A 24,412-nucleotide genomic window follows, 5' to 3' on the forward strand; every position below is an offset into this window, starting at 1 on the left:
CCCTACTGCCACGCCACAGCGAATACGGCGATGGCCGCGATCACACCGGCAATCATCGCCAGCGCGTAGTGGGTCACGACGCCGCTCTGGAGCCGCCGCAACGCTCCGCCGCCGGCCAGGATCGTGCGAGCGACGGCGTTCACGAAGGCGTCCACGCCGTGCAGATCGATCCGCAGTCCTGCCCGTGCCGTTCCATGCAGGAAGGGCAGCGCCGCGGTCTCGGACACGTCACTCACCGCCTTCTCGTAGCGCGCCAATGGCTTTTCGGCGAGCCACATGAAGCGCCGCGCGCCCATGCGGTAGAGCCAGTCGGTATCGATGCTGATCGTATTCTCGGGGTCGAGCGCCCTGAGGAAGATGACGAAGCCCAAGGCGGTGAACATCAGCACGCCGAGGCTCTCGGTGACATGGACGCCGGTGTAGGGTTCGAAGTCGACCGGGTGGGGCAGAAGCGCGTAGAGCGTCTGGGGGAACACTCCGATCGCAATGCAGAGCACCGCTGCCATACCCATCGCAACCAGCATGTTGCGCGGCGGTTCTCGCGCTTCCAGCCCTTGGTCCGTGCCGAAGAACATGTAGTACGGGAGCTTGAGCCCGGTGTGCAGGAACGTGCCCGACGACGCCATTGTCAGCGCCAGCACCACCAGCGCGCGATGATCCTGTCCGGCGGCAGCCACCACCATCGACTTGGTGACGAAGCCTGAGAAGAACGGGAATGCCGAGATCGCAAAGGCGCCAACCATGTAGAGCGCAAGGGTTACCGGCATGGTTTTGTAGAGCCCTCCGAGTTCGGTGAGCTTGCGCCGCCCGGTGACGTGGATCACCGCCCCCGCGCCCATGAAGAGGAGCGCCTTGTAGAGGATATGCGCGAAGGCATGGCTGACGGCGCCGTTCACCGCCATCTCGGTCCCGATGCCGATACCCGCCACCATGTAGCCCACCTGGCTGACGATGTGATAGGCCAGGAGCCGCCGGCAATCGTTCTCCAGCACCGCGTAGATAACGCCGTAAAGCGCCATCACAGTGCCGAGCCAGACAAGAAGATCGGTCCCCGGAAACGCCCGCGCCAGCACATAGACGGCGGTCTTCGTGGTCAAGGCGCTCATGAATACGGCCCCGGTGACGGTCGCTTCCGGGTAGGCGTCGGTCAGCCAGGCGTTGAGTGGCGGCACCGCGGCGTTGAGCAGGAACCCGGCAAGGATCAGGCAGGTGGCGAAGCCCAGCCCGCCCTCGATCGGGCCGAAGAGCAGCGAACCGGTGGCGAACCCGTGGAGAATGATGCCGCCGAGCAGGGCAACGCTGCCGGTGATATGGACCATGAGATAGCGGAACCCTGCGCGGAGCGCCTGCTCGCTGCGCTGGGCAAAGACCAGGTAGGCAGAGGCAAACGTCATACCCTCCCAGAACAGGAACAGGGTCAGGTAGTCGCCGGCGAATACGACTCCGAGCGCGCCGCCGACGTAGACGAACGCCGCAACATGCTGTCCTGCGCGCGTCAGGTGCAGCGCATAGACCGTGCCGATCAATGCCATGATGCTGAAAACGGTGGCGAACAGGACACTCAGCTTGTCGACCTTCGCGATCAGGATTTCCTGCCCGATGAATCGCGCCGCGCCGTAGCTGCCAGGATGCATCGTCAGCACCGCCAGGATCGCCAGCGTTGGGATCAGCAGCACATAGGCCTTGCGGACGGACCCTTTCAGGAAGGGGATCGGCAGCGCGCCGAGAATGAACAGCAGGCCGGGATGGACGAAGTCAGTCATAATAGTCCTCGCGCCGCATCAGCCCGCACTGATGGCCAAGAAACTTTGACACGAAGATCAGAAGCACGCAGGAGCCGAAGCCGTAGAGGGCAGACCAGCCAGGCAGCCGCTCCCACAGGTATTCAGCGTGTTCGCGGAAGACCAGAAAGTCGGCGATAACGATCAGGCCGAGCACCAGATAGAATAGCCGGCGACGCACTTTCGCATGTCTCTCATCGCCAAAGAAATCGACGACGTGCTTGATCATCTGACGACTCTTTCCGCCAGGGCGAGGAAATAGTCCGGGAAGATGCCCATAGCCACCGACAGGATGGCGGTCGCGATCAGCGGGATCGTCAACATCGGAATTTCACGAACGGTCGCCGGGCTCTCCTGCGCCTCCGTCCCGAAGAAGGCGACATAGCTGATCGGGAGGAAATAGGCGGCGTTCAGTACCGAACTTATCAAGAGCACGATAAGGAACGGGGTCTCCCCGGCCTCCACCGAGCCGAGCGCCAGATACCACTTGCTGATGAAGCCCGCCGCCGGCGGCACTCCGATCATGCTGAGCGAGCCGACGAAGAACGCCCCCATCGTCCAGGGCAGCCTGCGGCCTATGCCTGCCATGTCGCTGATGTTGCGCTTGCCGGACGCGCAATAGATCGACCCGGCGCAGAAAAAAAGCGTGATCTTCGAGAATGCGTGCGCCGCGATGTGAATGATCCCGCCGACCATCGCGACGGGCGACAGCAGAACCGCGCCCAGCACGATGTAGGAGAGCTGGCTAACCGTCGAATAGGCGAGCCGTGCCTTCAGGTCGTCTCGCGTCAGGGCGTAGATGGACGCCATCAGGATCGTGAACGAGACCACATAGGCCGTGGCGATGCCGAGCCCCAGCCCGCCGACCAGCCCTGCGCCGAAGACGTGAAACACCACGCGCAGCACGCAGAACACCCCCATCTTGACGACGGCCACCGCATGCAAGAGCGCGCTAACCGGTGTCGGCGCCACCATCGCGGCAGGCAGCCAGGCGTGCATTGGCATCACCGCGGCCTTGGCGAAGCCGAAGAGATAGCAGAAATAGACGACGGTCAGCAGCGGCGCCGAGACGTCGACCCCCGCCAGCAGTCCCCCCGGCACAAAGTCGAGCGATCCTGCAATTTGGTAAGTCAACGCCAGCGCTGCCAGAAGCAGGCTTTTCGACGCGCCCATCAAATAGACGAGGTACTTGCGGCTGCCCGCCCATCCCTCCTCGTCCTCATGGTGGTAGACGAGCGGATAGGTAACGAGGCTCAGCGCCTCGTAGAAGATCACCAACGTGAACAGATTGGCGGCGAAGGCGCCCCCGGCGGCCGCCGCGAGGCTGGCGGCGAAGCAGGCGAAGAACCGGGTCTGCGCATGCTCATTCAAGTGTCGCATGTAGCCGATGGAATAGATCGACGCCACGATCCACAGCAGCGACGAGACGGTGGCAAACACCATGCCGAGCGCATCGACGCGGAAAGCGAAGTCGATCCCCGGCAGAATCTCGAACAGGCGCAAATCGACTGTCCCGCCCGCCAGCACCGTGGGCGCCATCGAGGCGACAATTGCGAACATGGCGATCGCGGCCAACGGCGAGACGGCATCGCGAAGTTTCTCGCGTTTGTTCAGAAGGAGAACTGCAAGGGCCGCCAGAACGGCGACGGCAACGGCAAGCAGCGGCCGGATCGATATCACCGGCTATCCTTTCATGATGGTCACTTCGTCGACCTTGAGGGTGGACTTGTTCCTCGCCAGGGCGACCAGGATGCCGAGGGCAACGGCAACTTCCGCCGCAGTGATTGCTATGACGAAGATTGCAAAAATCTGCCCGCGGAAGTCGTCGTAGTAGTGCCCGAAAGCAATGAAATTGATGTTGACCGAGTTGAGCAGCAGTTCCAGCGACATCAGCACGACCAGGATATTGCGTCTGAGCAGCACGCCCGCCGCACCGATCACGAACAGGACCACTCCGAGCACGATATACCACCAGAGCGGCACCATCACCGCGGCTCCTTCCGCGCCAGCACGATGGCGCCGATCAGGGCCGCCAGCAGGATGACGGAGGCGACTTCAAACGGAAGGAGATAGTCGGCGAAAAGCGTCGTGCTGAGCTGCCTGACCTCACCGCCGGTGCTCGTTGCGACGGGCTCCGCGACCGAAAAGCGGTCGCTCCTGAGCACCAGTACAAGCATCTCGACCCCAAGCAGGACGAGCAGCACCAGAACAGGCAGGTTGCTACCCGGCAAGAACCGCTGCAACACCGCTTCGCGTACATCAATCATCATGATCACGAATAGGAACAGGACCATGATCGCGCCGACATAGACGAAAATCTGGATAACCGCGAGCAACGGCGCCTCGAGCAAGACGAAGATCGCCGATACCTGCAGGAAACACGCCATCAGCGCCAATGCGCTGTGAACAGGATTCCGCGCCAGGACCAAGGTCAGGGCCGCTACCACGGACGCCGCAGCGAACAGAAGAAAGAACCCCTGATCCATCGACGCCGCTCCTCCGACGCGAACTGTCACTCGGCGCGACAGGGCCGGACTTGAGATAGCTGTCCACTTCCGTTCCCAAATTGTGCCCTAATATCCGATTTTTCTCAAGATTATCGTGGTTTAGTGCTGAGCTAAACTCATATTTGAGAGCGAGGCGCACTTCTCGGAAAGCCTTGCTGATCCGTGACAGGATAGGCTCGGTTGAAGCGGGGCTTTCAGGCGGCACGGAAAGGGCAGACGGGGACGCCGGTACAGATTCCGGAGACGAAGTCGCTGCCGAGGCCGTCGCGTGCGGCCTAAGGAGCATATCCTTCGGTTCATAGCTGAGGTCACCATTGATATCTCGCGCGAAGTTCCTGACCCAATTCGATGCTCGCTTGGAGGATAGCCTGCTTAATCTGGTTGTGCTCGCCTGGACCGGGCGCATCGAGTGAAAAAACCTGGACCAGCCCGCGCTCTTTCGAGTGGGTACCGCCCGGACGAAGGACGCAGCAGCCTATTTACTTGGACAGGCTTTGGGCAGATTATTACGCAACGGGAGGAAGCACTCGGAAAACTCCTTAATAATTGCGCCCGAACGGCTTCCGCCCGTTGGATGCAAGGGAGGATAATCATGAGACGTACTTTCCCACTCGCGGCATGCGCCGCGGGGTTGTTGATTGGCGTGCCCTCCGCCTTCGCCCAATCCGGCGGCGTCGAGAAAGCAGTCGGCGGCTACAGCTTCGAAGAAGCCGCCAAGGAGGCCCCCACAACCAAGGATTTCCATTCGGCCGATGGTCACCTCACTTTCGCGATCGTGACCCATACGGCGGGCAACGGCTTCTTCGATCCCGTCTATGTCGGCGCGACCGCCGCCGGCAATCTGATTGGCGCCAAGATACTGCTGCTCGGCTCGGAATCTCCGACCGATGACCCGGCCCGCGAGATCGAAATCCTGAACCAGATCGTGCAGGACCCGACGATCGACGGGCTGATCATGACAACGCCCCAGGTCGGCGCCTATAACGACATCGTCAAGGCAGCCGAGGCCAAGGGCATACCGGTGGCCACGACCAATTCCTTCGACGGCACGATCCTAGACCGCAGCGGCATCAGCCACACTGGCCAGGATGCCTCCGCTGCGGCAATCGCCGGCGAGGCGCTCGTCAAGTGCCTGGCCGACAAGGGTATTGAGAAGGGCTCGATCGTGCTGCCGTCATCGACCGCGATGGGTAACATCGAGGTGAACAATCGCGTCACCTCGGCCTTCAATGCGATCGTCAAGGGCCTGAAGGCCGCCGGCAAGCTTGACGCCTTCAAGGTCGACGCGGGGCCTGAGAACACCGGCATCGACACCAATCCGAACGATCCGGTGAACGGCATCGTGACGCTGTTCGAATCGCGCGGTGACGTCGTCGGCGCCTTCGCCGGCAACAATGTGTTCACGCCGGCGCTCGCGAAGGCCGTCGCCCAGACCGGAAAGACCGGCAAGATCTGCGCCTATGGCTTCGACCTCGGGCCGGCCCAGCAGGATGCGTTGAAGAGCGGCGACCTGACTGGCGCGCTCGGGCAGCAGCCCTTCCTGCAGGGCTTCTATCCGGTCATGCAGCTCTATCTGCAGATCGACCGTGGCATCGCGGCTGCCAATCTCGACACGCGCGCCCAACTTGTGACGCAGGAGACTGTGGGCAAGGTCGGCAAGCGCTTCGAGAACTGAACCAATGCATGTCGCCCAAAAGTGCGTAGCGGTTTTTGGGACAACGACATGCATAAAACAAAATGCATGTCGCCCAAAAGTGCGCAGCGGTTTTGGGATAGCGACATGCATAAAACAAGAAGCGATTCTGAATCCGTCGCGGGAGGGCTGGCATCCTCCCGCGCATTTTGCCCTTCGGAACCCGCGCACATATGACCGCTGAAGCTCTCGCTCGCCGTCTTCCGCCTCAGCTCGTCGGTGGCTGGGAAATGGGATTGCTTGCGCTGCTGGCGCTGATCTATCTCGGCGGCGCCGTTGTCAATCCAACGTTCTTCGGCTCCTCGGAGGCGTTCCATGCACTGCTTCGCGACACCTCGCGTGTCGCCATTATCGCCGTCGGAATGACCTTCGTCATCATCAACAAGGACCTCGACCTTTCGGTCGGCTCCATCTACGGCCTGGTGGCCGTTGTTTTTGCCCGGTTGTTCGCGCCAAGCTTTGCCAATCTCGACATTGTCACCTCGGTGATCGTATGCGTCCTGCTTGGCGTGGTGATCGGCTTTGTCAACGGCGTGCTCGTTACCATCCTCAAAGTGCCGGCCTTCATCGCCACGTTGACCACGCTTTTGATCGGCCGCGGCTTCGTGCTCGCGCTGACGCACGGGCAGGCGATCTACTATCCAGGCAAGGCGAAGGAGGCCCCAACCTTCTTTCACCTGGGCGAGACGAACCTCTTCGGCTTCAACAACCAGATCGAGATCTTCGCGGTCGTTGCGGTGATCGGCGCCTACGTGCTCGCCAACACACGCTGGGGCTACGAGACCTTTGCGACCGGCGGCAACGAGCAGGCAGCGGTCTATGCGGGCATACCGACGAACTGGGTGCGCATCCGCGCCTATCTGCTCTCGTCGCTCTGCGCCACCGTCGCCGGCCTGCTGTCAGCCGCCCAGGACAAGGGCGTAACTCCACTTTACGGGGTCAGCGGCGAACTCACCGTCATCGCCGCGGTGATCATCGGCGGCGCTTCGATCCTCGGCGGTCGCGGCCGCGTTGCCGGGTCCTGCCTCGGCGCCATGCTGGTCGTGCTACTCGACAAGGTGCTGCGGGAGGGCTTGCCGATCACACGCACCATCAAGATCGGGGAGGAGGAGGTGACGGTCAACGCCGTCTACTCCCTGCCGGTGGGTGCGGTGCCGGTCTTCCTCGGGCTGCTGCTGGTCGTCGCCGTGCTGATCGAACCCTATCTCATCCGCCGCCAGGTAGCGGCGCGGCTCTGGGCATGGCTGCGTGGCAAGCCGCCGCCGCCCGCCTTCGAGATCGGCGGCGTTGCGCTCGAAGGCGTCGTGACCAAGGGCGCGATGGCGACTGACATCGCGCTGTCGGCAACCGGGTTCGGCAAGCTCCTCGCCCGGCGCGATGCCCTCGCCGTCATCCTGACGGTGGTGCTGTGGCTCACGGGTCTCTTCCTCAGGCCAGATTACTGGTGGAACCTCTCCAACACTTTTGCGATCCTGCTCAACTATACCGAACTGGCGCTGATCACGGTGGGGCTCACCTATGTCATCGCTGCCGGCGATATCGACCTCTCTGTCGGAGCGGTCCTTGCGCTCGCCGGCAGCGCCGCAGCCTATTTCCTGAAGGTTCTGGGCGCCGATCCCGTCACCGCCATCGCGATGGGCCTACTGGCTGGAATGATCGCTGGCCTTGTCAACGCCATCGTTGCGGTCGGCCTGAAGCTCCCGGCCTTCATTGCCACGCTTGGCATGTTCTACATCGCCCGCGGCCTCGCCGCATGGTTCGTCGCCGGTCAGCAGCTCACCGGCTGGTCGGAGGGCTACAACCTGCTTGGCCGCAAGGTGAACGACATTCTCCTTCACTTCGGCATCGTGCTTCCCGATGGCATCCTCAAGACGGTCGCCGAGGTGGTCAGCGTGCAGACCATCTGGATGGTCTTGGTCGCCCTGCTTGCCGGCATCGTGCTCGCCTACACCCCGTTTGGGCAGAAGGTCTATGCGACCGGCGGCAACGTCCGCGCGGCCGCCTATGCCGGCATCAACACCAACCGGGCGCGCTTCATCGCGCTCATGCTGTCGGCGCTCTGCGCGACCATGGCCGGTCTCATCAACGTGGCCTACTTCCGAAGCTTCAATCCTGTTGCGGGCCAGTTCCGCGAGCTCGACGCCATCGCGTCCGTGATCATCGGCGGCGGGTCGATCTTCGGCGGCTACGGCACCATGCTGGGGTCTCTCGCCGGTGCCGCCGTGATCACCCTCGTTCGGGCGCTCCTCCAGCTCAATGTCCAGGGCTTCAGCATGCCGCAGCATTGGATCAACGTCTTCATTGGTATCATCCTGATTGCCGCAGTATTGATCGACATCTGGGTGCGCCAGGCCAACATCTTTGGTCGCCTGCGAGCTCGCCTCGCGAGACGCGCACGAACCCCGGAAACCACCCATGCCTGACGCGACATCGCCTCAACCGATCGTGGAAATGCGGGGCATCGAAAAGGCCTTCGGAGCAGTGCAGGCGCTTCGCAAGGTCGATCTGCTGCTCTATCCTGGCGAGATCCTTGGCTTGGTCGGCGACAATTCGGCTGGCAAGTCTACACTCATGAAGATCCTGACTGGCGCCTATCAGCGCGATTCCGGCGAAATCTCAGTTGCCGGCCAATTCGTGCACTTCAGGAGTCCGCATGAGAGCCGCGACGCCGGCATCGAGATGATCTACCAGGATTTCGCTCTTTGCGGGAACATGGATGTCGGCCAGAACATCTTTCTCGGCCGCTGGCCGCGCAAAGGCCCGTTCGTCAATCGTCGCAAAATGTACGCCGAGGCCGACCGCGTACTGAAGCGGCTCAAGGTCGACGTGAATTCCGTCTTCCAGAAGGTCGAGAGCCTGTCCGGCGGCCGCCAGCAATCCGTGGCGATCGCCCGCGCTATCTCGTTCGAGCCACGCGTCGTGATCCTCGACGAACCGACCGCCAATCTCTCGGTGATGGCGACCGATCGACTCCTCGAGACCATGTTGGAACTGAAAAAGCAGGGCGTCGCGCAGATCATCATCTCGCATCGGCTTGTTGATATATTCGCGGTGGGCGACCGCGTCATGGTCCTCAAGCGCGGAGAGAACGTCGGCGACCGCCACATCAGGAACACCGACGAGCATGAGGTCCTGGAGATAATCGTCTCTGGCACGCGGGAGAGGGCGCTTACGGCCGATCAGGCAGCGGCAATCTGACCGACATCCGCTATTGGGACAGGTTCGCGCCAGCAAATCCGTGCAGGGTTCTCCCGGGATTTTGGCCCCCCGTGCTTCGCCGGATGCCTCAATGCATCCCAAGCGGTCGTGTCTCTTGGACCGTGATCGACACGGCCGGATCGTCGAGCGGGGTTCGCCAGACTTACTCTTCGGCCGTCCCTCCCATGGTCGAGCGAAGTTGCCCTCAGCCAGAGTGCGAGACCTCTTGGAGCGCAAGTCACTTTTTCTTTTGGCTTTTCGGTTTGCCGCGCCCTCTGTGCGCCCGTCAGGGCGGTTCAGCGCCTCTGTCAACCCAGCCGGACGAGTTCCTGACTTTGAAGATCGAGCGGAGAACTCTGTAAAACTGGCTTCAGTAGGGAGATTAGGCAGGCGCCAGGATCGCACTAATCATCTGATCGAGCAGAGCCTCGCCCGGCGCGAGGGTCAGCGTGTCATTCTCGCGCGAAATCTCATCGACACGCTGCGAAGCCGAGAGCTCGATGCATTCGGTGCGCGGCTCGCCGCCGAGACAGAGTTGCCGTTCACGAAGGCCGCAGACGGTGATCACGTCGCTGGCCGGCAACGTTTCTCTCTCGCCTCCGGCCGCTTCGCGATGATCGACGACGGTCTTGGCTTCAGGCTTGTGCCTTGGTCGCCATCACTCGAAAAGCGACTCGGCAACCACGTTGGCGGTGTTGTTCGCGGCGAGGGCAGCTTGGATTGGAGTTTCGGCAGGAAGCGAACACTTGGGATTTGAGCTATTTGTCGCTCTTACGGGGAAGTTTTCTGGAGCTTCTCGAACACAAACAGCTTGCCTTTGCGCACGCTGTCTTCGAGCGGACCCGCCTTGGCAAGATGCGCCGCGATTGCACTGGCCAGTATGCATCCCGTTCCGCGCATCGACGCGGCGAGACGCGGTGCGTCGAAGCGGACAGGCTGTTGATTGCGGCGCAGCAGAATATCGGTGGATTGCGGTCCAGATGCGTGGCCTCCTTTGATCAGCAGCGCCTGCGCATTCGCGGCCAGCAATTCCCGGCCCTGCCTGACCGCGCCGTCCTCGTCGGCCATGCGTTCCGCGCCGACGAGCAGCGCCAACTCGAAGCCGTTGGGGGTGACCAAACTGCAAAGCGGCATCAGATCACGCTTCATGACCTCGATCGCGCCTGCTTCCAAGAGCGCTCGGCCTGACGTCGAGGCCAGCACCGGGTCGAGTATCGCTGGCACGTGCGGATTTTCGCGCAGCACGGCGGCAACGGCAACGACGTTCTCCGCCGTCGCCAGCATGCCGATCTTGATGGCAGCCACATCGTCGGTCTGTAGAGCGGCGCGCATCTGGCCGGCCACCAAGCTTGGTGGCGAATGGTGGATTTCCGTCACACTTTCGTGCGTCTGCACCGTCAGCGCCGTGACAGCCAGGCAACTGCGCACGCCAATGGAAGAGATCGTCTCGATATCGCGTGCTATTCCAGCACCGCCGCTGGAATCCGATCCGCCGACGACAAGCACATGCGGGTTTCGCCTCAGCGCCATTGCCCTGTCTTTTCGATCCATTCTCGCGTGCGCGCTTCGGGGTCGCCGTTCAGTGTGATGTCGGTAACCACGGCGGCGCTGTCGGCGCCAGCCGCAAAGACACCGTCGAGCCGCTTAGGATTGAGGCCGCCAATGGCGACCAATGGGATCGGCGCGACCCGGCGCTTCCACTCGCTGATCCGTTCAAGGCCTTGCGGCGCCCATTTCATCTTCTTCAGGATGGTGGGATAGACGGGCCCAAGCGCGACGTAGTCGGGGTTCGCAACCATGGCCGTTTCCAAATCGGCATGATCATGCGTGCTCAGTCCAAGCCTGATGCCCGCTGCCCGCATCTGCGCGAGGTCGGCGGTCTGCAAATCCTCCTGGCCAAGATGAGCGAAGTCGCAGCCTTCCTCGATTGCCAGGCGCCAGTGGTCGTTGACGATGAGCTGGCAATGGTGTCTGGCGCACAAGGCTTTCGCCTTGCGGATTTCCGCGCGCAACCCGGCCTCATCCAAGGTCTTGATACGCAGTTGCACCAGCCTGACGCCGAGCGGCGCTAATCGCTCGATCCAGGCGGCGCTGTCGACGATCAGGTAGAAGGGATCGAGCCTCATGCAAAAACCGCCCTGCCGAATGTCGGTGTCGATGGCACCGCGACCTCACGCGGTTCGAGGATTCCCGAACCAAAAGCTTCGCGACCGGCTTCGACCGCCTTGCCGAACGCACGCGCCATGCCGACGGGGTCGGCCGCCTTGGCGACCGCCGTGTTCAGGAGCACGGCGTCGAAGCCCAATTCCATCACGGTCGCCGCGTGCGACGGCCGTCCGAGCCCGGCATCCACGATCATGGGAACGTCGGGGAAATGTCCGCGAATCGAGCGAAGCGCCGCGATGTTGACCGGCCCGAGGGCGGAACCGATTGGCGCGCACCACGGCATCAAGACCTTGCAGCCCGCTTCCAGCAGCCGCTCGGCCACGACAAGGTCGTCGGTGGTATAAGGAAATACCGCAAAGCCGTCTTCGCACAGGATGCGCGCGGCTTCGACCAGGCCGAACACATCGGGCTGCAGCGTGTCGTGGTTTCCGATGACTTCGAGCTTGATCCAGTTCGTGCCGAACACTTCGCGCGCCATTTTCGCGGTCGTGACCGCTTCCTTGACGGAGTGGCAACCGGCGGTGTTGGGGAGGATTCTCGTGCCGAGCGCGCGGATCAACGACCAGAAATTTTCGCCAGCTCTGCCGCCTGCCATCTCGCGCCGCAATGACACGGTCACCACCGACGTGCCCGACGCTTTGACCGCATCGGCAAGGACGGCTGGCGAAGGATACTGAGCCGTGCCGAGAAGCAGGCGAGACGGAAGCGTCGTCCCGAGAAGCTCGAACATGCTAGCCTCCCTGCATCGGCGAGAGGATTTCGATCCGGTCGCCGTCGCTCAACTGGAAATCCGCCCGATTGGCTTTGTGCACGAGGTCACTGTTGACGGCCGTCGCCAGCCAGTCGCCTTCATAGTCGAGCGCGGCTAGCAGAGCCGCCAGCGTTGAGGCATCAATCTCAAGCGCTTTGCCGTTGACGATCAGTTTCATTGGCAAGCTCCATGGATTTGTCCTGATTGAAGACGAGTTCGGCCGCCTGGCGCGCCATGGCAGGGGCGAGCAGAAAGCCATGGCGATAGAGGCCGTTGATCGTGACGGTGTTTCCGCGTGCCTCGACACGCGGCAGATTGTCGGAAAAGGCCGGACGAACGCCGACACCGGTTTCAACGATCTCAGCCTCGCCGAATGCCGGATGGAGCGCGCAGGCGGCGCTGAGCAACTCCATCATTGAACGCGCCGTGACCGGTCCTGTGGACTGGCTCTCGATCATCGTCGCGCCAACCATGAAACGGTGGTCGGTGCGCGGCACCACGTAGAGCGGAAAGCGCGGATGAAGCAGCCTGACTGGGCGCGACAGCGAGACATCAGGCGTATTCAGGATCAGCATCTCGCCGCGAACGCCGCGCAGTCTGTCATCGCCCGCCGCCATTCCCGTGCAGTCGATCTGGCGATCGAAACCGGAAACAGCCGAAGCGTCGGCGCCGAAGTGGAACTCGACACCCTTGTCCGCAAGCCTGTCATGAAGTGCCGCCATCGCCTGGCGCGGGTCGAGATGGGCCTCGTCGGGGAAGAGCAATCCGCGGCGGAAGCGGCCGGCGAGGTCGGGCTCCAGCAAAGCGATTTCATCTTCATCGACGCGCCGATGGCCCGACGTGCGGCTGGCGAACCGCTCGAGTTCGCCGTTGTCACGAGGCGCGGCCACAACCATTGTTCCGGCCCGTGTCACCTGGCCGGGCGTTGCCGCGTCCCACCAGTCGGCGGCGTCGCGTCCGAGATCCAGCACTGGCTGCTCGGCGCTTTCGCGCTCGCACCATGGCGCCAGCATACCGCCGGCGAACCACGACGCATTGCCGCCAAGGGCATGTCTTGCCTCGGCAACTGTCACCGCCGCGCCACGTGTGGCGAGCTCGAAGGCTGCGGTGAGGCCGGCGACGCCGGCCCCTTGGACCAGCACCCTCATGATCGCTCGCGCGCCTCTCGCACGAGCGGCGCGCCGGTCTCGTCCGCCGGCACATAGAGATCGCCGCCCTCGCGATATTTCGCCGCCATGGCCGCCATCCCCTCCTTCTGCGCCTCGGCGCGAATGTCGTGGGAAATCCGCATCGAGCAGAATTTCGGCCCGCACATCGAGCAGAAATGCGCCAGCTTGTGCGCCTCCTTGGGCAAGGTCTGGTCGTGGAAGGACCGCGCTGTTTCGGGATCGAGCGACAGGTTGAACTGGTCCTCCCAGCGGAACTCGAAGCGAGCGCGCGAAAGGGCATCATCCCTGACCTTCGCCGCCGGATGCCCCTTAGCCAGGTCGGCGGCATGAGCCGCGATCTTGTAGGTGATCACGCCGGTCTTGACGTCGTTGCGATCGGGAAGGCCGAGATGTTCCTTCGGCGTGACGTAGCAAAGCATGGCGGTGCCGAACCAGCCGATCATGGCGGCGCCGATGCCGGAGGTGATGTGATCATAGCCCGGCGCTATGTCGGTCGTCAGCGGCCCCAGCGTGTAGAACGGCGCCTCGCCGCAGACGGCGAGCTGCTTGTCCATGTTCTGCTTGATCTTGTGCATAGGCACGTGGCCAGGGCCTTCGATCATCACTTGGCAATCTTTGGCCCAGGCGATCTTCGTCAGCTCGCCGAGGGTCTCCAGCTCTGCGAATTGCGCCGCATCATTGGCATCGGCGATCGAGCCCGGACGAAGGCCGTCGCCGAGCGAGAAGGACACGTCATAGGCGCGGCAGAAGTCGCAGATCTCCTCGAAATGCTCATAGAGGAAGCTTTCGCGGTGATGGTGCAGGCACCATTTGGCCATGATCGAGCCACCGCGCGAGACGATGCCCGTGACCCGGTCGACGGTCAGCGGGATGTAATGCAGCCGCACACCGGCATGGATGGTGAAATAGTCGACGCCCTGTTCGGCCTGCTCGATCAACGTGTCGCGGTAGACCTCCCAGGTCAGGTCCTCGGCGATGCCACCAACCTTTTCGAGCGCCTGGTAGAGCGGCACCGTGCCGATCGGCACCGGCGAGTTGCGCACGATCCATTCGCGGATGTTGTGGATGTTGCGGCCGGTCGACAGGTCCATCACCGTATCGGCGCCCCAGCGGATCGCCCACACCATCTTTTCGACTTCCTCGGCCATTGATGAGGTGACCGCCGAGTTGCCGATATTGGCGTTGATCTTCACCAGGAAATTGCGGCCGATGATCATCGGCTCGCTCTCGGGATGATTGATGTTGGCGGGAATGATCGCTCGTCCGCGCGCCACCTCGTTGCGCACGAATTCCGGCGTGACGAAGTCGGGGATCGCCGCGCCGAAGGCTTCGCCGTCGCGCTCGAGCTTGCCGCGCCGGATCTCGCGGCCAAGGTTCTCGCGGATGGCGACGAACTCCATCTCGGGCGTGACGATGCCGGCACGCGCATAGGCAAGCTGGGTCACCGCCTTGCCTGCCTTGGCCCTGAGCGGCCGGTTGCGAATGGGAAATTCCGGCGTCAGGCGCTCACCGGTCACAACTCCGTTGTCCTCCGGCCGCACGTGGCGGCCGTCATAGGCCTCGACATCGCCGCGCGCCATGATCCATTCGTGGCGAAGCCGGGCAAGACCGTTTTCGATGCTGGTTTCGACAGTCGGGTCGGTATAGGGGCCGGACGGATCGTAGACGGTGACGGGCGGCTCGCCGGCCGTCGGATGCACGGAGATTTCGCGCATCGGCACCCTGATCTGCGGGTGGATGGCACCGGGCTTGTGGATTTTCCGCGAGGCGGGCAATGGTCCCGTCGAGACGGCGGGGGTGAGGGCATTCATCGTGAGGCTCCTTTGCTCATGCATTGGAGACCCAGTTCTGTGCCGGAAGGATGAAAAGACGCTTCTGTCGGCCCTGCTCGAAACAGGACGTCGGGCGTGAACTCCCGCAAAGCGCTTGCACCGTCCCTACGCCAGTATGAACTGGATCAGGTTCAACGGGTCACTGCGCCGCGAAAGCCAGCAGTATCTCAGCCCCTTGCCGGGACTCCCCTGGTGAATGCCTCAGGTTGAACGGGCCGGCTCCGTTTTGTCAAGCGCATTCGGCCCGCGGCGGTGATCGCGGCCAATCAAACCGGCGGAGAGCTCGCGCATGCGCCGGAAAAAAAATCACGCGCCGGAGACCAGGGCGGGAATGGCCAAAGCCGCATTCGCCTCGTCAAGGATGGAGAAACTGTATCGGCCATAGGTGTCGAGATCGACCGAGTAGCTCAGGCGGTCGCGTATGTGGTTATCCTGGTCGAAAGTGACGATCCGCGGCTTCAGCGAGGTGATTTGCGCTTCGTCCAGATAGACGGAGTTGCAGACAATGATCTGATCGCCGGGCTGGCAGGTGCGGGCGGCCGCACCATTGAGGATGCAGCATCGTGAGCCACGCTCGCCGAGAATGACATAGGTCGAAATCCGCGCACCGGAATTCTTGTTCCATATCTCCACGAATTCCATCGGCAGGATCCCGGCTGCTTCGCAGTGGGCAGGATCCAGCGTTATCGAACCATGGTAGTTGAGGTTCGCTTCGGTGACGTGGATCCCGTGCAGCTTGCCGGCGACTATTTTTCGCATTGGTTCTGTTGTCCCATCTGTCATGCAGGAACGTCCTGCGGCTGGTCGCTCGGCTAAATTCCAACGACGAGCGCGCCGCCGCTGAGACCCGCACCCGCTGCCGCCAAAAGAATTTTCTCGCCCGGCCGAAATGGCTCTGCACGATGGGCGAGCGAAAGCGAGAGCGGGATCGTCGCGGCGGAGGAGTTGCCGTAATCGGCGATCGTCTTGACGATTGCGTGGCCTGCTATGCCGAGGTTTCGCCCCACGGCATCGAAAATACGAGCATTGGCCTGATGCGGTACGAACCGCCCGATGTCCTGCGGATGCATCTGGGCTGCTGCGAGCGCATCCTGCGAGCAGGCAGTCATCATGTCCACGGCCTTGCTGAACACTTCACGGCCGTCGGTGATCGTCATCCGGGTCTGCTCGAGGTCCAGGTCGCTACGGAACGGGTCGTTGCTTCCTCCCGCGGGAATCTGGATCAGCCCGTAGCGCGAGCCGTCCGAATCCACCGAGGCGCCGAGAATGCCCCGATCCGGCTCCTCGCACGGACCGATCACCACCGCCCCCGCGGCATCGGCAAACAGCACGGCGCTGGCGCGCTCGGCCGGATTGATGCGGCGGCTGAGGATGTTGGCGGCAATGACAAGGCTCGCTTTTCCGTGCAGGCGGGTGAAGCCGTCGGCGAACATCAGTGCATAGATGAAACCGGCACAGGCGCCGGTCAGGTCGATCGCGCCGGCTCGGCTGAGCCCCAGCCGATGTGCAACCAGCGGCGCGCTGGGCGGCAGAAGGTGATCGGGCGTCGAGGTGGCGAGCAACAGCAGGCCGATGTCGCTCCGGTCGATGCCGGCGTTCGCCAGCGCCATGTCGCCGGCATGCGCGGCAAGACCGGACAGTGTATCCTCGTCCGCTGCCCAGAAGCGCGAGCGAATTCCGGTACGCCGCTCGATCCAGCCGGGTTCGAGCCCGAGACGGTTTTCGATTTCCGGGTTCTCCACCTTGCGCGACGGCGCATGATGACCAAACCCGAGAAGACGCGACGATCGGCTCATGGCCTCGCCCCGAAACGTTCGCCGGCCTCCTCGATGGCGTCATAGAGCCCGTCCAGCTCGTTGCCGGTGATGCAATAGGGCGGGAGGACGTAGAGGACATTGCCGAGCGGGCGCACGAGCATGCCGCGCTCGAGGAAGAATGCACGCAGTTTTGGCCCGATCTCGGCCAGATAGCCGGCCGAGCCGGTGCGCAGATCGAGGGCCGCGATCGTGCCGGTCACCCGGCTGTCGGTGAAGTAGGGATTGTGGCGAAAGCGTTGAAGTCCGGCGGCCTGCCTCGCGCTCAAGGTCGCAATGCGCTCGGCCACCGGCTCGTCGCGCCAGATCTCGACATTGGCGAGTGCGGCCGCGCAGGCAATCGGATTGGCGGTGTAGGAGCTCGAATGAAAGAAGGTCTTCCTCCGGTCCTCGGAATAGTGAGCCTGGAAGATGGCGTCGGTGGCAAGCGTGGCCGCCAAAGGGATCACGCCGCCGGTCAAGCCCTTCGAGGTGCACAGTATGTCCGGCGAGACGGACGCCTGCTCGCAGGCGAACATGGTTCCGGTTCGTCCCCAGCCTGTCATCACCTCATCGGCGATCAAGAGTGTGCCTGAGGCTTCGGCAATCCTCTTCAATTCGGTGAGAACCCAGGCCGGGTACATCAGCATGCCGCCGGCGCCGAGCACGAGCGGCTCGACGATCAGCGCAGCCGCGCGCCGGTCGCGAGAGACTGCTTCGAAACGATCCAGGGTCTCCTGCTCGCGCCCTGCGGCCGGGAAGGGGATGGTGTCGACCTCGAACAGCAAGGGCTCGTAGGCGGCGTTGAATACACTGCGGGCGCCGACGCTCATCGTGCCTATCGTGTCGCCATGATAGCTGTGCTCCATGACGACGATGCGCGAGCGCGGCGCGCCGAGGTTGCGGAAATAACCGAGCGCCATCTTCAACGCGACTTCGACGGAGGTCGAGCCGCTGTCGGAGTAGAACACCCGGTCGAGGCCGAGCGGAGCGAGGTCGACAAGCGCCTCGGCCAGCCGTTCGGCCGGCTCGTGGGTGAAGCCCGCGAAGATGATCTGGTCGAGGCTCGCCGCGGTCGTCTCGATGGCCTTCATGATGCGAGGATGGCGGTGGCCATGGGTGACGACCCACCAAGGAGGAAATGGCGTCCAGGATGCGCGAGCCGTCGGCCTTGTGGAGATAGGCGCCTTCCGTCAGCACGATTTCAAGAATCGCGGGCTCGAGCGCGTGCTGGGTGAACGGATGCCAGACTCGAGACTGGGGCATCATTGGCCTCCGGCGATCAGGGCAAGGTCGAAGCCGGCAATCATTGCATTTCTCAACGTTTCACCCGTCAGCGGATCTAGGTGTGGCAGCCTGCCGAGCTGCGGCACGCCGCCGAACTCCACGATTGTCCTTTGCGTATCGGCCACCTCTTCGCCGATGAAGGCGATGCCGATGAGCGGGATGGAGCGAGCCCGCAGGGCCTCGATCGACAACAGAGTGTGATTGATGGTGCCGAGCGCGGTGCGGGCGCACAGTATGACCGGCAACCGCCATTGCGCGAATATGTCGATGAACCTTGTGCGCCGATTGAGCGGCACCATCAGCCCGCCGGCGCCTTCGATGACGAGCGGACCCGGCAAGTCCGGAAGTGAGAGCTTGGCCGCCTCGATCGCGACGCCGTCGATTTCGGCTGATCGATGCGGCGACAGCGGCATCGTCAGACGGTAAACTTCCGGCAGCACGCGCCCCGACGGCAGGCCAGCAAGCCGCGCGACGACCTCGCTGTCCGTCTCCTCGTCGAGGCCCGATTGCACCGGCTTCCAGTAGAAGCCGTTGAGCAGGCCGGCGAGCCCGGCCGAAAACACTGTCTTGCCAATTCCGGTATCTGTTCCGGTGACGACGATGCGCTTGGTCATGCCGTCGCCAACACCTCGACGAGCGCCTCGACCATGGCGGAAATGTCGGCTTCGTCGACATTGAGCGTCAGCGAGATGCGCAGGCGCGATGTACCCTCGGGCACGGTCGGCGGACGTACGCCGCGTATGTCGAAACCGCGGGCCTGCAGTGCCGCCGCCACCGCCATGGTGCGCCTGACATCGCCGATGACAAAGGGCTGGATCTGCGAGCCGCTGGGCATCACGCCGCAGCGCTCGGCCAGTTGGCGGCCGGCGAAGGCAACGCGTTCCTGCAACTGGGCGCGGCGCGTGGGCTCGTCTGACAGGATAGCCAGCGCTTCGCGCGCCGCGACCGCCATCAGCGGCGATGGCGCGGTGGCGTAGATGAATGGCCGGCACCGGTTGACGAGATAGTCGCACAGTGTTCGCGGTCCGGTGACGAGCGCGCCGGAGGCGCCAAGAGCCTTGCCGCATGTGTGGAGCGCGACGATGTTGTCGCGACCTTCGAAAGCGGCGGCCAGCCCCCGGCCGTCCGGCCCGCAGACGCCGGTGGCATGCGCCTCGTCGACGACGAGGAATGCCTCGTGCCGATCGGCAAGCGCGACGACGCTCTCCATCGGCGCGCGGTCGCCATCCATGCTGTAAAGACTTTCGACCGCGATCCACACGCGCCCCATGCCACCTTCAGAGCGCCAGCGGGTGATCGCGTCCTCGACAGCGTCGACGTCGTTGTGTGCCGCCAGCACGAACTGTGCGCGTCCGGCCTGTGCCCCCTCATGCATGCTGGCATGGGCGAGTTCGTCGAGGACCAGCAGGTCGCCCTTCTGCGGCAGCGCGGTCAGCAGAGCGAAGTTGGCGATGTAGCCGCTGCCGAAGAACAGCGCGCGATCGGCTCCGAAAAACGCCGCAGCGTCCGACTCCAGCGTCTCGTGTTCCGGCGCGTTGCCGCGCAACAGCCGCGACCCGGCGGCGCCTACCGGCGTGCCCCGCGCAATCGCCGCCGCAACCGCCTCGCCAAGTCTTTTGCATGAGGCAAGTCCGAGATAGTCGTTCGACGAGAAGTCGAGCCCGGCGCGCGGCGACAGCGTGCGCAGCCGGTCCTTGCGCGCCAGTCCGCGCAAGGATGCGTCATACCGGGCAAGAAGTGCCTCGTTCATTGCGTGCCGATTTCCATCGGCTCGATGCCAAGACGCTGGAATAGCAGAGTATCCTTGTCTTCGCCGGGATTGTCCGCCGTCAGCAGCGTGTCGCCGACGAAGATCGAGTTGGCGCCGGCAAAAAAGCACAGCGCCTGCATCTCGTCGGTCATGGCGGTGCGGCCTGCGGAAAGACGGACATGCGATTTCGGCATCATGATGCGCGCCAGCGCGATCACGCGCACGAACTCGATCGGCTCGATCGGCCTGGCGTCGGCAAGCGGGGTGCCCTCGATCGGGATCAGCATGTTGATCGGAACGCTTTCCGGATGCTCCGGCAGATTGGCCAGCGTCACCAGCATGTCGATCCGGTCCACCGGTTCTTCGCCCATGCCGACAATACCGCCGCAGCAGACCTTGATGCCGCTGTCGCGGACATTGGCGAGCGTATCCAGCCGGTCGGCAAACGTGCGCGTCGAAATGATCTCGCTGTAGTAGCGCTCCGACGTATCGATGTTGTGGTTGTAGTAGTCGAGGCCGGCCTGTTTCAGTCGAGCGGCCTGCTCAAGATCGAGCATGCCGAGCGTCATGCAGGTCTCCATGCCCAGCGCCTTCACACCCTCGACCATCGCCACCACCGCATCCATGTCGCGCGCCTTGGGGTTGCGCCAGGCAGCGCCCATGCAATAGCGGGTGGCACCGGCGTCACGCGCCTTGGTCGCCTCGGCGATGACGCGCCGGACCTCCATCAGCTTCGACGCCTTCAACCCGCTTTCATGGTGCGCCGACTGGCTGCAATAGCCGCAATCCTCCGGGCAGCCGCCGGTCTTGATGCTGAGGAGCCGGCTGAGCTGGACCTTGTTGGGATCGAAATTCTGGCGGTGAACGGTTTGCGCCTGAAACAAAAGGTCGTTGAAAGGCGCGTCGTGGAGAGCCTGAGCCTCTTCCAGGGTCCACATCCGGCGGTCGCCGAGGGATCGAACTTCAGGCGCGGTCTTCTCCGAAATCGCTGCGTGCATTTCCATCCTGTTCCTTGCGTTGTGACGACGGGGGCGCTTTAGACTTGCGGACCGCGTCGAGAGAGGCTGGGTAGGCTAGATGGTCAGCCTCGACGATCAAGGCTCGCGATAGTCGAGGCCGATATCGAGGATCGGCGCGCTGTGAGTCAACCAGCCGATGGAAATCAGATCGATACCGGTTGCGGCAACGGCTGGCGCAATCGCGGCGGTGATCCGGCCCGACGCCTCGGTGATCGCCCGGCCGGCAACCAAGGCTACAGCCTGGTGCAACTCGTCGATCGACATATTGTCGAGCAGGACGGCGTCGGGGGCGAAGGGCAGGACCTCTTCCAACTGGGCCAGCGTATCGACCTCGACTTCGATCTTGACGAGATGGCCGACGCCGCTTCGCGCCCGCTCGATAGCGGGGCGAATGCCGCCGGCAATGGCGATGTGGTTATCCTTGATCAGGATCGCGTCATCGAGGCCGAATCGGTGATTGGCGCCGCCACCGGCGCGCACGGCATATTTTTCGACAGCCCGCAGACCCGGCGTCGTCTTGCGGGTGCAGACGATCTTTGCTTTGTGTCCGCGGATCGCATTGACGACCGAGGCCGTCGCCGTGGCGATGCCGCTCAGATGGCAGAGAAAATTGAGCGCCGTCCGTTCCGCGGTGAGAATGGCTCGGGCCGGACCGCTGACCGATGCGATGGTCTCACCTTGCGCGACGTTGCTGCCGTCCGCTCGTTCCACCGTCATCTGAACATTGTGGTCGATCAGCTTGAAAGCCAGCATCGCCAGCTCGAGCCCGGCGACAATACCGGCCTGGCGCGCAGTCAGCACGGTTGTCGCACGATGGTCCTTCGGCACGATGGCGTCCGAGGTCAAGTCGCCGCCCCTGCCGAGATCTTCAAGCAGAGCTGCCCGTACCAGAGACTCGAGCATGATTGTGGGAACTGGTGACAGGGTCATCAGATGACGCTTTCCAGCGCGGGGGAGGATGCGAGTTCCCGCGCGGCAGCAATGGCCGCTTCGAGCGTGACTCGGGAACGGCGAGCGACGGTTGCATGATGCGGAAAGTCGGTCCGGAAATGAGCACCGCGACTTTCCCGGCGCCGCAAGGCGGCAATCACGATTATCAACCCGACGGCAGCAGGTTCGGACGCCGCATCATGCCGTTGCAACAGCGGCAACAAGGCCCTCGCAGCCTCTTTCAACCCTTCGCCATCCCGTATGACGCCAAGGGCACGCGACAGGAGAGGGCGCACTGGTGTTGGAACCGGCGCGGGGAGATCCGTTGTCATGGCTCGCCTTCCGCCGCCGTCGGGCGAAGCGGCTACACTCTCGGCAACCCAGCGCGCGCAGACCACGGCCTCGGTCAAGGAATTGCTGGCAAGCCTGTTGGCGCCATGCAGCCCGGTCGAGGCGACCTCGCCGCAGGCCCAAAGTCCGGGAACCGACGTGCGCCCGGCCAGATCCACGGCAACGCCACCCATGTGATAGTGCTGTGCCGGCCGGATGGGAATGAGGTTGCGAGCAGGATCGATGCCGGCCTTGCCGCAGGCCGATGCGATCGTCGGGAACTGCCGTTCGAATGCAGAACCTGGCCCTTCGCGCACATCGAGGAAGACGCGATGTCCGTCCGCGAGATGCTTCCAGACGGCGCGCGCGACGATATCGCGCGGCGCGAGCTCCGCCCCTCGCACGTCTTCGAGAAAACGCCGCCCTGTCTCGTCGACGATCACTGCGCCTTCGCCGCGAACCGCCTCGCTGATAAGCGGCATCGGACGGCCCGGCCCGTCAAGCGCGGTCGGATGGAACTGGATGAACTCCAGGTCGGCAAGGACGGCACCCGCATGCGCAGCCAGCGCCAGGCCCTGTCCGCAGCTGCCCAGCGGGTTGGTTGAGTCGTGGAACAGGCCGCCGATGCCGCCCGTGGCGAGAACGACCCGTCCCGTGGCAAAGAACACCGGACCTGTCGGACCGCTCGCCACAACACCGGCGATTCTGCCGTCCTCGACGGCCAGCCGGCGTGCCTCGACTCCTTCCACGACAAGAATCGAAGGCGTGGAGCGCACGGCTGCGATCAGGGCGCGCATCACCTCGCGCCCGCTGCCGTCACCATAGGCATGAACAATACGCCTCCGGCTGTGCGCGGCCTCCAGCCCGAGACGAAAGGCGTCTACCGGTGTCCGATCAAAGGAAACCCCAAGCCGCGCCAGGTCCTCGATCGCTGCGGGCGCCGCGTACACGATGCGCCTTGCCGCTTCCGCATCGCAAAGACCATCACCTGCGGCAAGCGTGTCGGAAAGATGGAGCGCCGGGTCATCATCGCCGCCCAGGCTGGCGGCGAGACCGCCCTGCGCCCAGACGCTGGAAGCATCCGCGCCAAGCGGCGATCTCGACAGCAGGAGCACCGGCTCAGGCGCCAGGTGCAGCGCGGTCATCAGCCCGGCTATGCCGCCGCCGATGATCATCGGCCGGCCGCCGAGATCGCGGATGTCCATGTTCATATGGCCAGCATCCGCTCGACGGCGAGCCGTGCGCGCCCGGCGATCTCGGAATCGATGGTCACCTCATGGCGATTATGCTCGAGAGCCGCGCGGATGTTGGCGAGCGTGATGCGCTTCATGTGCGGGCACAGATTGCAGGGCCGGATGAACTCGACATCGGGGTGATCGACAGCGACATTGTCGCTCATCGAACACTCAGTCATCAGCACCACCCGTGCCGGCTTTCGCTGCCCGACATAGTCGGACATCGCAGCGGTCGAGCCGGAAAAATCGGCTGCGGCCACCACGTCAGGCGGGCATTCGGGATGCGCGAGCACCGTCACGCCCGGATGACTTTCGCGCAACTCGCGGATGTCGGCTGGCGTGAAGCGCTCATGCACCTCGCAATGCCCTTTCCAGGCGATGATCTCAACGTCGGTCTGGGCGGCAATGTTCTGGGCCAGATACTCGTCCGGCAGCATGATCACTCGGGGAACACCTAGAGATTCGACGATGGCCTTCGCGTTGCCGGACGTACAGCAGATATCGGACTCGGCTTTCACTTCGGCCGACGTGTTGACGTAGGTGACGACCGGCACACCCGGGTAGCGTTGCCTGAGCAGCCGGATATCTGCGGCGGTAATGGAGTCCGCCAGCGAGCAGCCTGCTCGAAGGTCGGGAATGAGCACCGTTTTTTGCGGGTTGAGCAGCTTCGCCGTCTCGGCCATGAAATGCACGCCGGCGAGCACGATGACATCCGCTTCGACCGCCATCGCCTTGCGGGCAAGCGCCAGGCTGTCGCCGACGCTGTCGGCGACGCAGTGGAAGATCTCCGGCGTCTGGTAGTTGTGTGCAAGGAGGACGGCATTGCGCTGTCGCTTCAGATCGAGAACGGCCTCGATATCATCGGCGAACATCGGCCATTCGATCGGTGGAATGACCCGCCGCACCCGATCATAGAGCGCGGTCGTACGTGCGGAGGCGGTCGGCATAGGTCAATCCTATTATGCTCACGT

At 63.4% G+C, this 24,412-nt stretch carries 22 protein-coding genes, 2 pseudogenes and 1 riboswitch; of the genes and pseudogenes, 4 read left to right on the forward strand and 20 right to left on the reverse strand.

What is annotated here, in order from left to right:
• Positions 1-2 precede the first annotated feature (2 nt).
• Genes EH240_RS17395 through EH240_RS17415 form a run of 5 tightly spaced genes read right to left on the reverse strand, consistent with a single transcriptional unit; the run spans position 3 to position 4,267 of the window.
• Positions 3-1,763: a Na(+)/H(+) antiporter subunit D gene (locus EH240_RS17395; RefSeq protein ID WP_125000342.1), complete on the reverse strand. Its 1,761-nt coding sequence runs from the start codon at positions 1,761-1,763 to the stop codon at positions 3-5.
• Positions 1,756-2,010 carry a hypothetical protein gene (locus EH240_RS17400; protein ID WP_125000345.1) on the reverse strand — a complete coding sequence of 85 codons (255 nt, stop codon included), beginning with the start codon at positions 2,008-2,010 and terminating at the stop codon, positions 1,756-1,758. Before EH240_RS17400 ends, EH240_RS17395 begins: the two co-directional genes overlap by 8 nt.
• A complete protein-coding gene (locus EH240_RS17405; RefSeq protein WP_125000348.1) occupies positions 2,007-3,461 on the reverse strand; it encodes a monovalent cation/H+ antiporter subunit D family protein in 1,455 nt (484 codons plus the stop codon). Before EH240_RS17405 ends, EH240_RS17400 begins: the two co-directional genes overlap by 4 nt.
• A 3-nt stretch (positions 3,462-3,464) precedes the next feature.
• A complete protein-coding gene (gene nuoK, locus EH240_RS17410) occupies positions 3,465-3,767 on the reverse strand; it encodes an NADH-quinone oxidoreductase subunit NuoK (protein ID WP_125000351.1) in 303 nt (100 codons plus the stop codon).
• On the reverse strand, positions 3,767-4,267 hold the full coding sequence (locus EH240_RS17415; RefSeq protein WP_125000514.1) for an NADH-quinone oxidoreductase subunit J: 501 nt from the start codon (positions 4,265-4,267) through the stop codon (positions 3,767-3,769). The genes nuoK and EH240_RS17415 overlap by 1 nt, the downstream gene beginning before the upstream one ends.
• 613 nt (positions 4,268-4,880) lie before the next feature.
• Here EH240_RS17415 and EH240_RS17420 point away from each other — a divergent pair.
• The 4 genes and pseudogenes from EH240_RS17420 to EH240_RS39045 all read left to right on the forward strand — a co-directional run.
• Positions 4,881-5,963: a substrate-binding domain-containing protein gene (locus EH240_RS17420; protein WP_125000354.1), complete on the forward strand. Its 1,083-nt coding sequence runs from the start codon at positions 4,881-4,883 to the stop codon at positions 5,961-5,963.
• Between the two features lie 191 nt (positions 5,964-6,154).
• On the forward strand, positions 6,155-8,404 hold the full coding sequence (locus EH240_RS17425) for an ABC transporter permease (protein ID WP_125000356.1): 2,250 nt from the start codon (positions 6,155-6,157) through the stop codon (positions 8,402-8,404).
• Complete coding sequence (locus EH240_RS17430) at positions 8,397-9,179, forward strand: ATP-binding cassette domain-containing protein (RefSeq protein ID WP_125000358.1); 783 nt, start codon at positions 8,397-8,399, stop codon at positions 9,177-9,179. The genes EH240_RS17425 and EH240_RS17430 overlap by 8 nt, the downstream gene beginning before the upstream one ends.
• Before the next feature lie 366 nt (positions 9,180-9,545).
• A pseudogene (locus tag EH240_RS39045) lies at positions 9,546-9,936 on the forward strand (DUF3363 domain-containing protein); the annotation flags it as partial.
• 14 nt (positions 9,937-9,950) lie between these two features.
• On the opposite strand, the gene EH240_RS17440 reads toward EH240_RS39045, so the two are convergent.
• From EH240_RS17440 to nadA, 15 genes and pseudogenes are all read right to left on the reverse strand, one after another.
• Positions 9,951-10,709 carry a hydroxymethylpyrimidine/phosphomethylpyrimidine kinase gene (locus EH240_RS17440; RefSeq protein WP_125000362.1) on the reverse strand — a complete coding sequence of 253 codons (759 nt, stop codon included), beginning with the start codon at positions 10,707-10,709 and terminating at the stop codon, positions 9,951-9,953.
• Positions 10,700-11,305 (reverse strand): thiamine phosphate synthase, encoded by a 606-nt coding sequence (locus EH240_RS17445; RefSeq protein ID WP_125000365.1) that lies wholly within the window; start codon positions 11,303-11,305, stop codon positions 10,700-10,702. Before EH240_RS17445 ends, EH240_RS17440 begins: the two co-directional genes overlap by 10 nt.
• Positions 11,302-12,075, reverse strand: coding sequence for a thiazole synthase (locus EH240_RS17450; RefSeq protein ID WP_125000368.1), 774 nt, complete (start codon positions 12,073-12,075; stop codon positions 11,302-11,304). The genes EH240_RS17445 and EH240_RS17450 overlap by 4 nt, the downstream gene beginning before the upstream one ends.
• A 1-nt stretch (position 12,076) precedes the next feature.
• The gene (gene thiS / locus EH240_RS17455) at positions 12,077-12,274 is read right to left on the reverse strand and encodes a sulfur carrier protein ThiS (RefSeq protein WP_125000370.1); all 198 of its coding nucleotides are present in this window, start codon (positions 12,272-12,274) and stop codon (positions 12,077-12,079) included.
• Positions 12,243-13,244: a glycine oxidase ThiO gene (gene thiO / locus EH240_RS17460; RefSeq protein ID WP_125000373.1), complete on the reverse strand. Its 1,002-nt coding sequence runs from the start codon at positions 13,242-13,244 to the stop codon at positions 12,243-12,245. Before thiO ends, thiS begins: the two co-directional genes overlap by 32 nt.
• Positions 13,241-15,076, reverse strand: a complete 1,836-nt coding sequence (gene thiC / locus EH240_RS17465) for a phosphomethylpyrimidine synthase ThiC (protein ID WP_125000393.1) — start codon at positions 15,074-15,076, stop codon at positions 13,241-13,243. The genes thiO and thiC overlap by 4 nt, the downstream gene beginning before the upstream one ends.
• A 105-nt stretch (positions 15,077-15,181) precedes the next feature.
• Positions 15,182-15,298: riboswitch (TPP riboswitch) on the reverse strand.
• Positions 15,299-15,403: 105 nt separating this feature from the next.
• A complete protein-coding gene (panD, locus tag EH240_RS17470; protein ID WP_125000398.1) occupies positions 15,404-15,856 on the reverse strand; it encodes an aspartate 1-decarboxylase in 453 nt (150 codons plus the stop codon).
• A 53-nt stretch (positions 15,857-15,909) separates the two neighbouring features.
• Complete coding sequence (locus EH240_RS17475) at positions 15,910-16,893, reverse strand: beta-ketoacyl-ACP synthase III (protein WP_125000401.1); 984 nt, start codon at positions 16,891-16,893, stop codon at positions 15,910-15,912.
• Positions 16,890-18,156: pseudogene (locus EH240_RS17480) on the reverse strand (adenosylmethionine--8-amino-7-oxononanoate transaminase). The gene EH240_RS17475 and the pseudogene EH240_RS17480 overlap by 4 nt, the downstream one beginning before the upstream one ends.
• Complete coding sequence (bioD, locus tag EH240_RS17485; RefSeq protein ID WP_125000404.1) at positions 18,156-18,791, reverse strand: dethiobiotin synthase; 636 nt, start codon at positions 18,789-18,791, stop codon at positions 18,156-18,158. The pseudogene EH240_RS17480 and the gene bioD overlap by 1 nt, the downstream one beginning before the upstream one ends.
• A complete protein-coding gene (locus EH240_RS17490; protein ID WP_125000407.1) occupies positions 18,788-19,927 on the reverse strand; it encodes an 8-amino-7-oxononanoate synthase in 1,140 nt (379 codons plus the stop codon). The genes bioD and EH240_RS17490 overlap by 4 nt, the downstream gene beginning before the upstream one ends.
• On the reverse strand, positions 19,924-20,865 hold the full coding sequence (gene bioB, locus EH240_RS17495) for a biotin synthase BioB (RefSeq protein WP_125000516.1): 942 nt from the start codon (positions 20,863-20,865) through the stop codon (positions 19,924-19,926). Before bioB ends, EH240_RS17490 begins: the two co-directional genes overlap by 4 nt.
• Before the next feature lie 156 nt (positions 20,866-21,021).
• A complete protein-coding gene (gene nadC / locus EH240_RS17500; protein ID WP_125000410.1) occupies positions 21,022-21,876 on the reverse strand; it encodes a carboxylating nicotinate-nucleotide diphosphorylase in 855 nt (284 codons plus the stop codon).
• Positions 21,876-23,417: an L-aspartate oxidase gene (locus tag EH240_RS17505; protein ID WP_125000413.1), complete on the reverse strand. Its 1,542-nt coding sequence runs from the start codon at positions 23,415-23,417 to the stop codon at positions 21,876-21,878. Before EH240_RS17505 ends, nadC begins: the two co-directional genes overlap by 1 nt.
• Positions 23,414-24,388 carry a quinolinate synthase NadA gene (gene nadA / locus EH240_RS17510; RefSeq protein ID WP_125000416.1) on the reverse strand — a complete coding sequence of 325 codons (975 nt, stop codon included), beginning with the start codon at positions 24,386-24,388 and terminating at the stop codon, positions 23,414-23,416. Before nadA ends, EH240_RS17505 begins: the two co-directional genes overlap by 4 nt.
• Positions 24,389-24,412 lie beyond the last annotated feature (24 nt).

The organism is Mesorhizobium tamadayense, assembly GCF_003863365.1.
GTDB lineage: Bacteria > Pseudomonadota > Alphaproteobacteria > Rhizobiales > Rhizobiaceae > Mesorhizobium > Mesorhizobium tamadayense.

Coding starts and splice junctions, on each gene's coding strand:
- EH240_RS17395 (WP_125000342.1), bottom strand. CDS start 1,763: ATGACTGACTTCGTCCATCCCGGCCTGCTGTTCATTCTCGGCGCGCTG.
- EH240_RS17400 (WP_125000345.1), bottom strand. CDS start 2,010: ATGATCAAGCACGTCGTCGATTTCTTTGGCGATGAGAGACATGCGAAA.
- nuoK (WP_125000351.1), bottom strand. CDS start 3,767: ATGGTGCCGCTCTGGTGGTATATCGTGCTCGGAGTGGTCCTGTTCGTG.
- EH240_RS17415 (WP_125000514.1), bottom strand. CDS start 4,267: ATGGATCAGGGGTTCTTTCTTCTGTTCGCTGCGGCGTCCGTGGTAGCG.
- EH240_RS17420 (WP_125000354.1), top strand. CDS start 4,881: ATGAGACGTACTTTCCCACTCGCGGCATGCGCCGCGGGGTTGTTGATT.
- EH240_RS17425 (WP_125000356.1), top strand. CDS start 6,155: ATGACCGCTGAAGCTCTCGCTCGCCGTCTTCCGCCTCAGCTCGTCGGT.
- EH240_RS17430 (WP_125000358.1), top strand. CDS start 8,397: ATGCCTGACGCGACATCGCCTCAACCGATCGTGGAAATGCGGGGCATC.
- EH240_RS17440 (WP_125000362.1), bottom strand. CDS start 10,709: ATGGCGCTGAGGCGAAACCCGCATGTGCTTGTCGTCGGCGGATCGGAT.
- EH240_RS17445 (WP_125000365.1), bottom strand. CDS start 11,305: ATGAGGCTCGATCCCTTCTACCTGATCGTCGACAGCGCCGCCTGGATC.
- EH240_RS17450 (WP_125000368.1), bottom strand. CDS start 12,075: ATGTTCGAGCTTCTCGGGACGACGCTTCCGTCTCGCCTGCTTCTCGGC.
- thiS (WP_125000370.1), bottom strand. CDS start 12,274: ATGAAACTGATCGTCAACGGCAAAGCGCTTGAGATTGATGCCTCAACG.
- thiO (WP_125000373.1), bottom strand. CDS start 13,244: ATGAGGGTGCTGGTCCAAGGGGCCGGCGTCGCCGGCCTCACCGCAGCC.
- thiC (WP_125000393.1), bottom strand. CDS start 15,076: ATGAATGCCCTCACCCCCGCCGTCTCGACGGGACCATTGCCCGCCTCG.
- panD (WP_125000398.1), bottom strand. CDS start 15,856: ATGCGAAAAATAGTCGCCGGCAAGCTGCACGGGATCCACGTCACCGAA.
- EH240_RS17475 (WP_125000401.1), bottom strand. CDS start 16,893: ATGAGCCGATCGTCGCGTCTTCTCGGGTTTGGTCATCATGCGCCGTCG.
- bioD (WP_125000404.1), bottom strand. CDS start 18,791: ATGACCAAGCGCATCGTCGTCACCGGAACAGATACCGGAATTGGCAAG.
- EH240_RS17490 (WP_125000407.1), bottom strand. CDS start 19,927: ATGAACGAGGCACTTCTTGCCCGGTATGACGCATCCTTGCGCGGACTG.
- bioB (WP_125000516.1), bottom strand. CDS start 20,865: ATGTGGACCCTGGAAGAGGCTCAGGCTCTCCACGACGCGCCTTTCAAC.
- nadC (WP_125000410.1), bottom strand. CDS start 21,876: ATGACCCTGTCACCAGTTCCCACAATCATGCTCGAGTCTCTGGTACGG.
- EH240_RS17505 (WP_125000413.1), bottom strand. CDS start 23,417: ATGAACATGGACATCCGCGATCTCGGCGGCCGGCCGATGATCATCGGC.
- nadA (WP_125000416.1), bottom strand. CDS start 24,388: ATGCCGACCGCCTCCGCACGTACGACCGCGCTCTATGATCGGGTGCGG.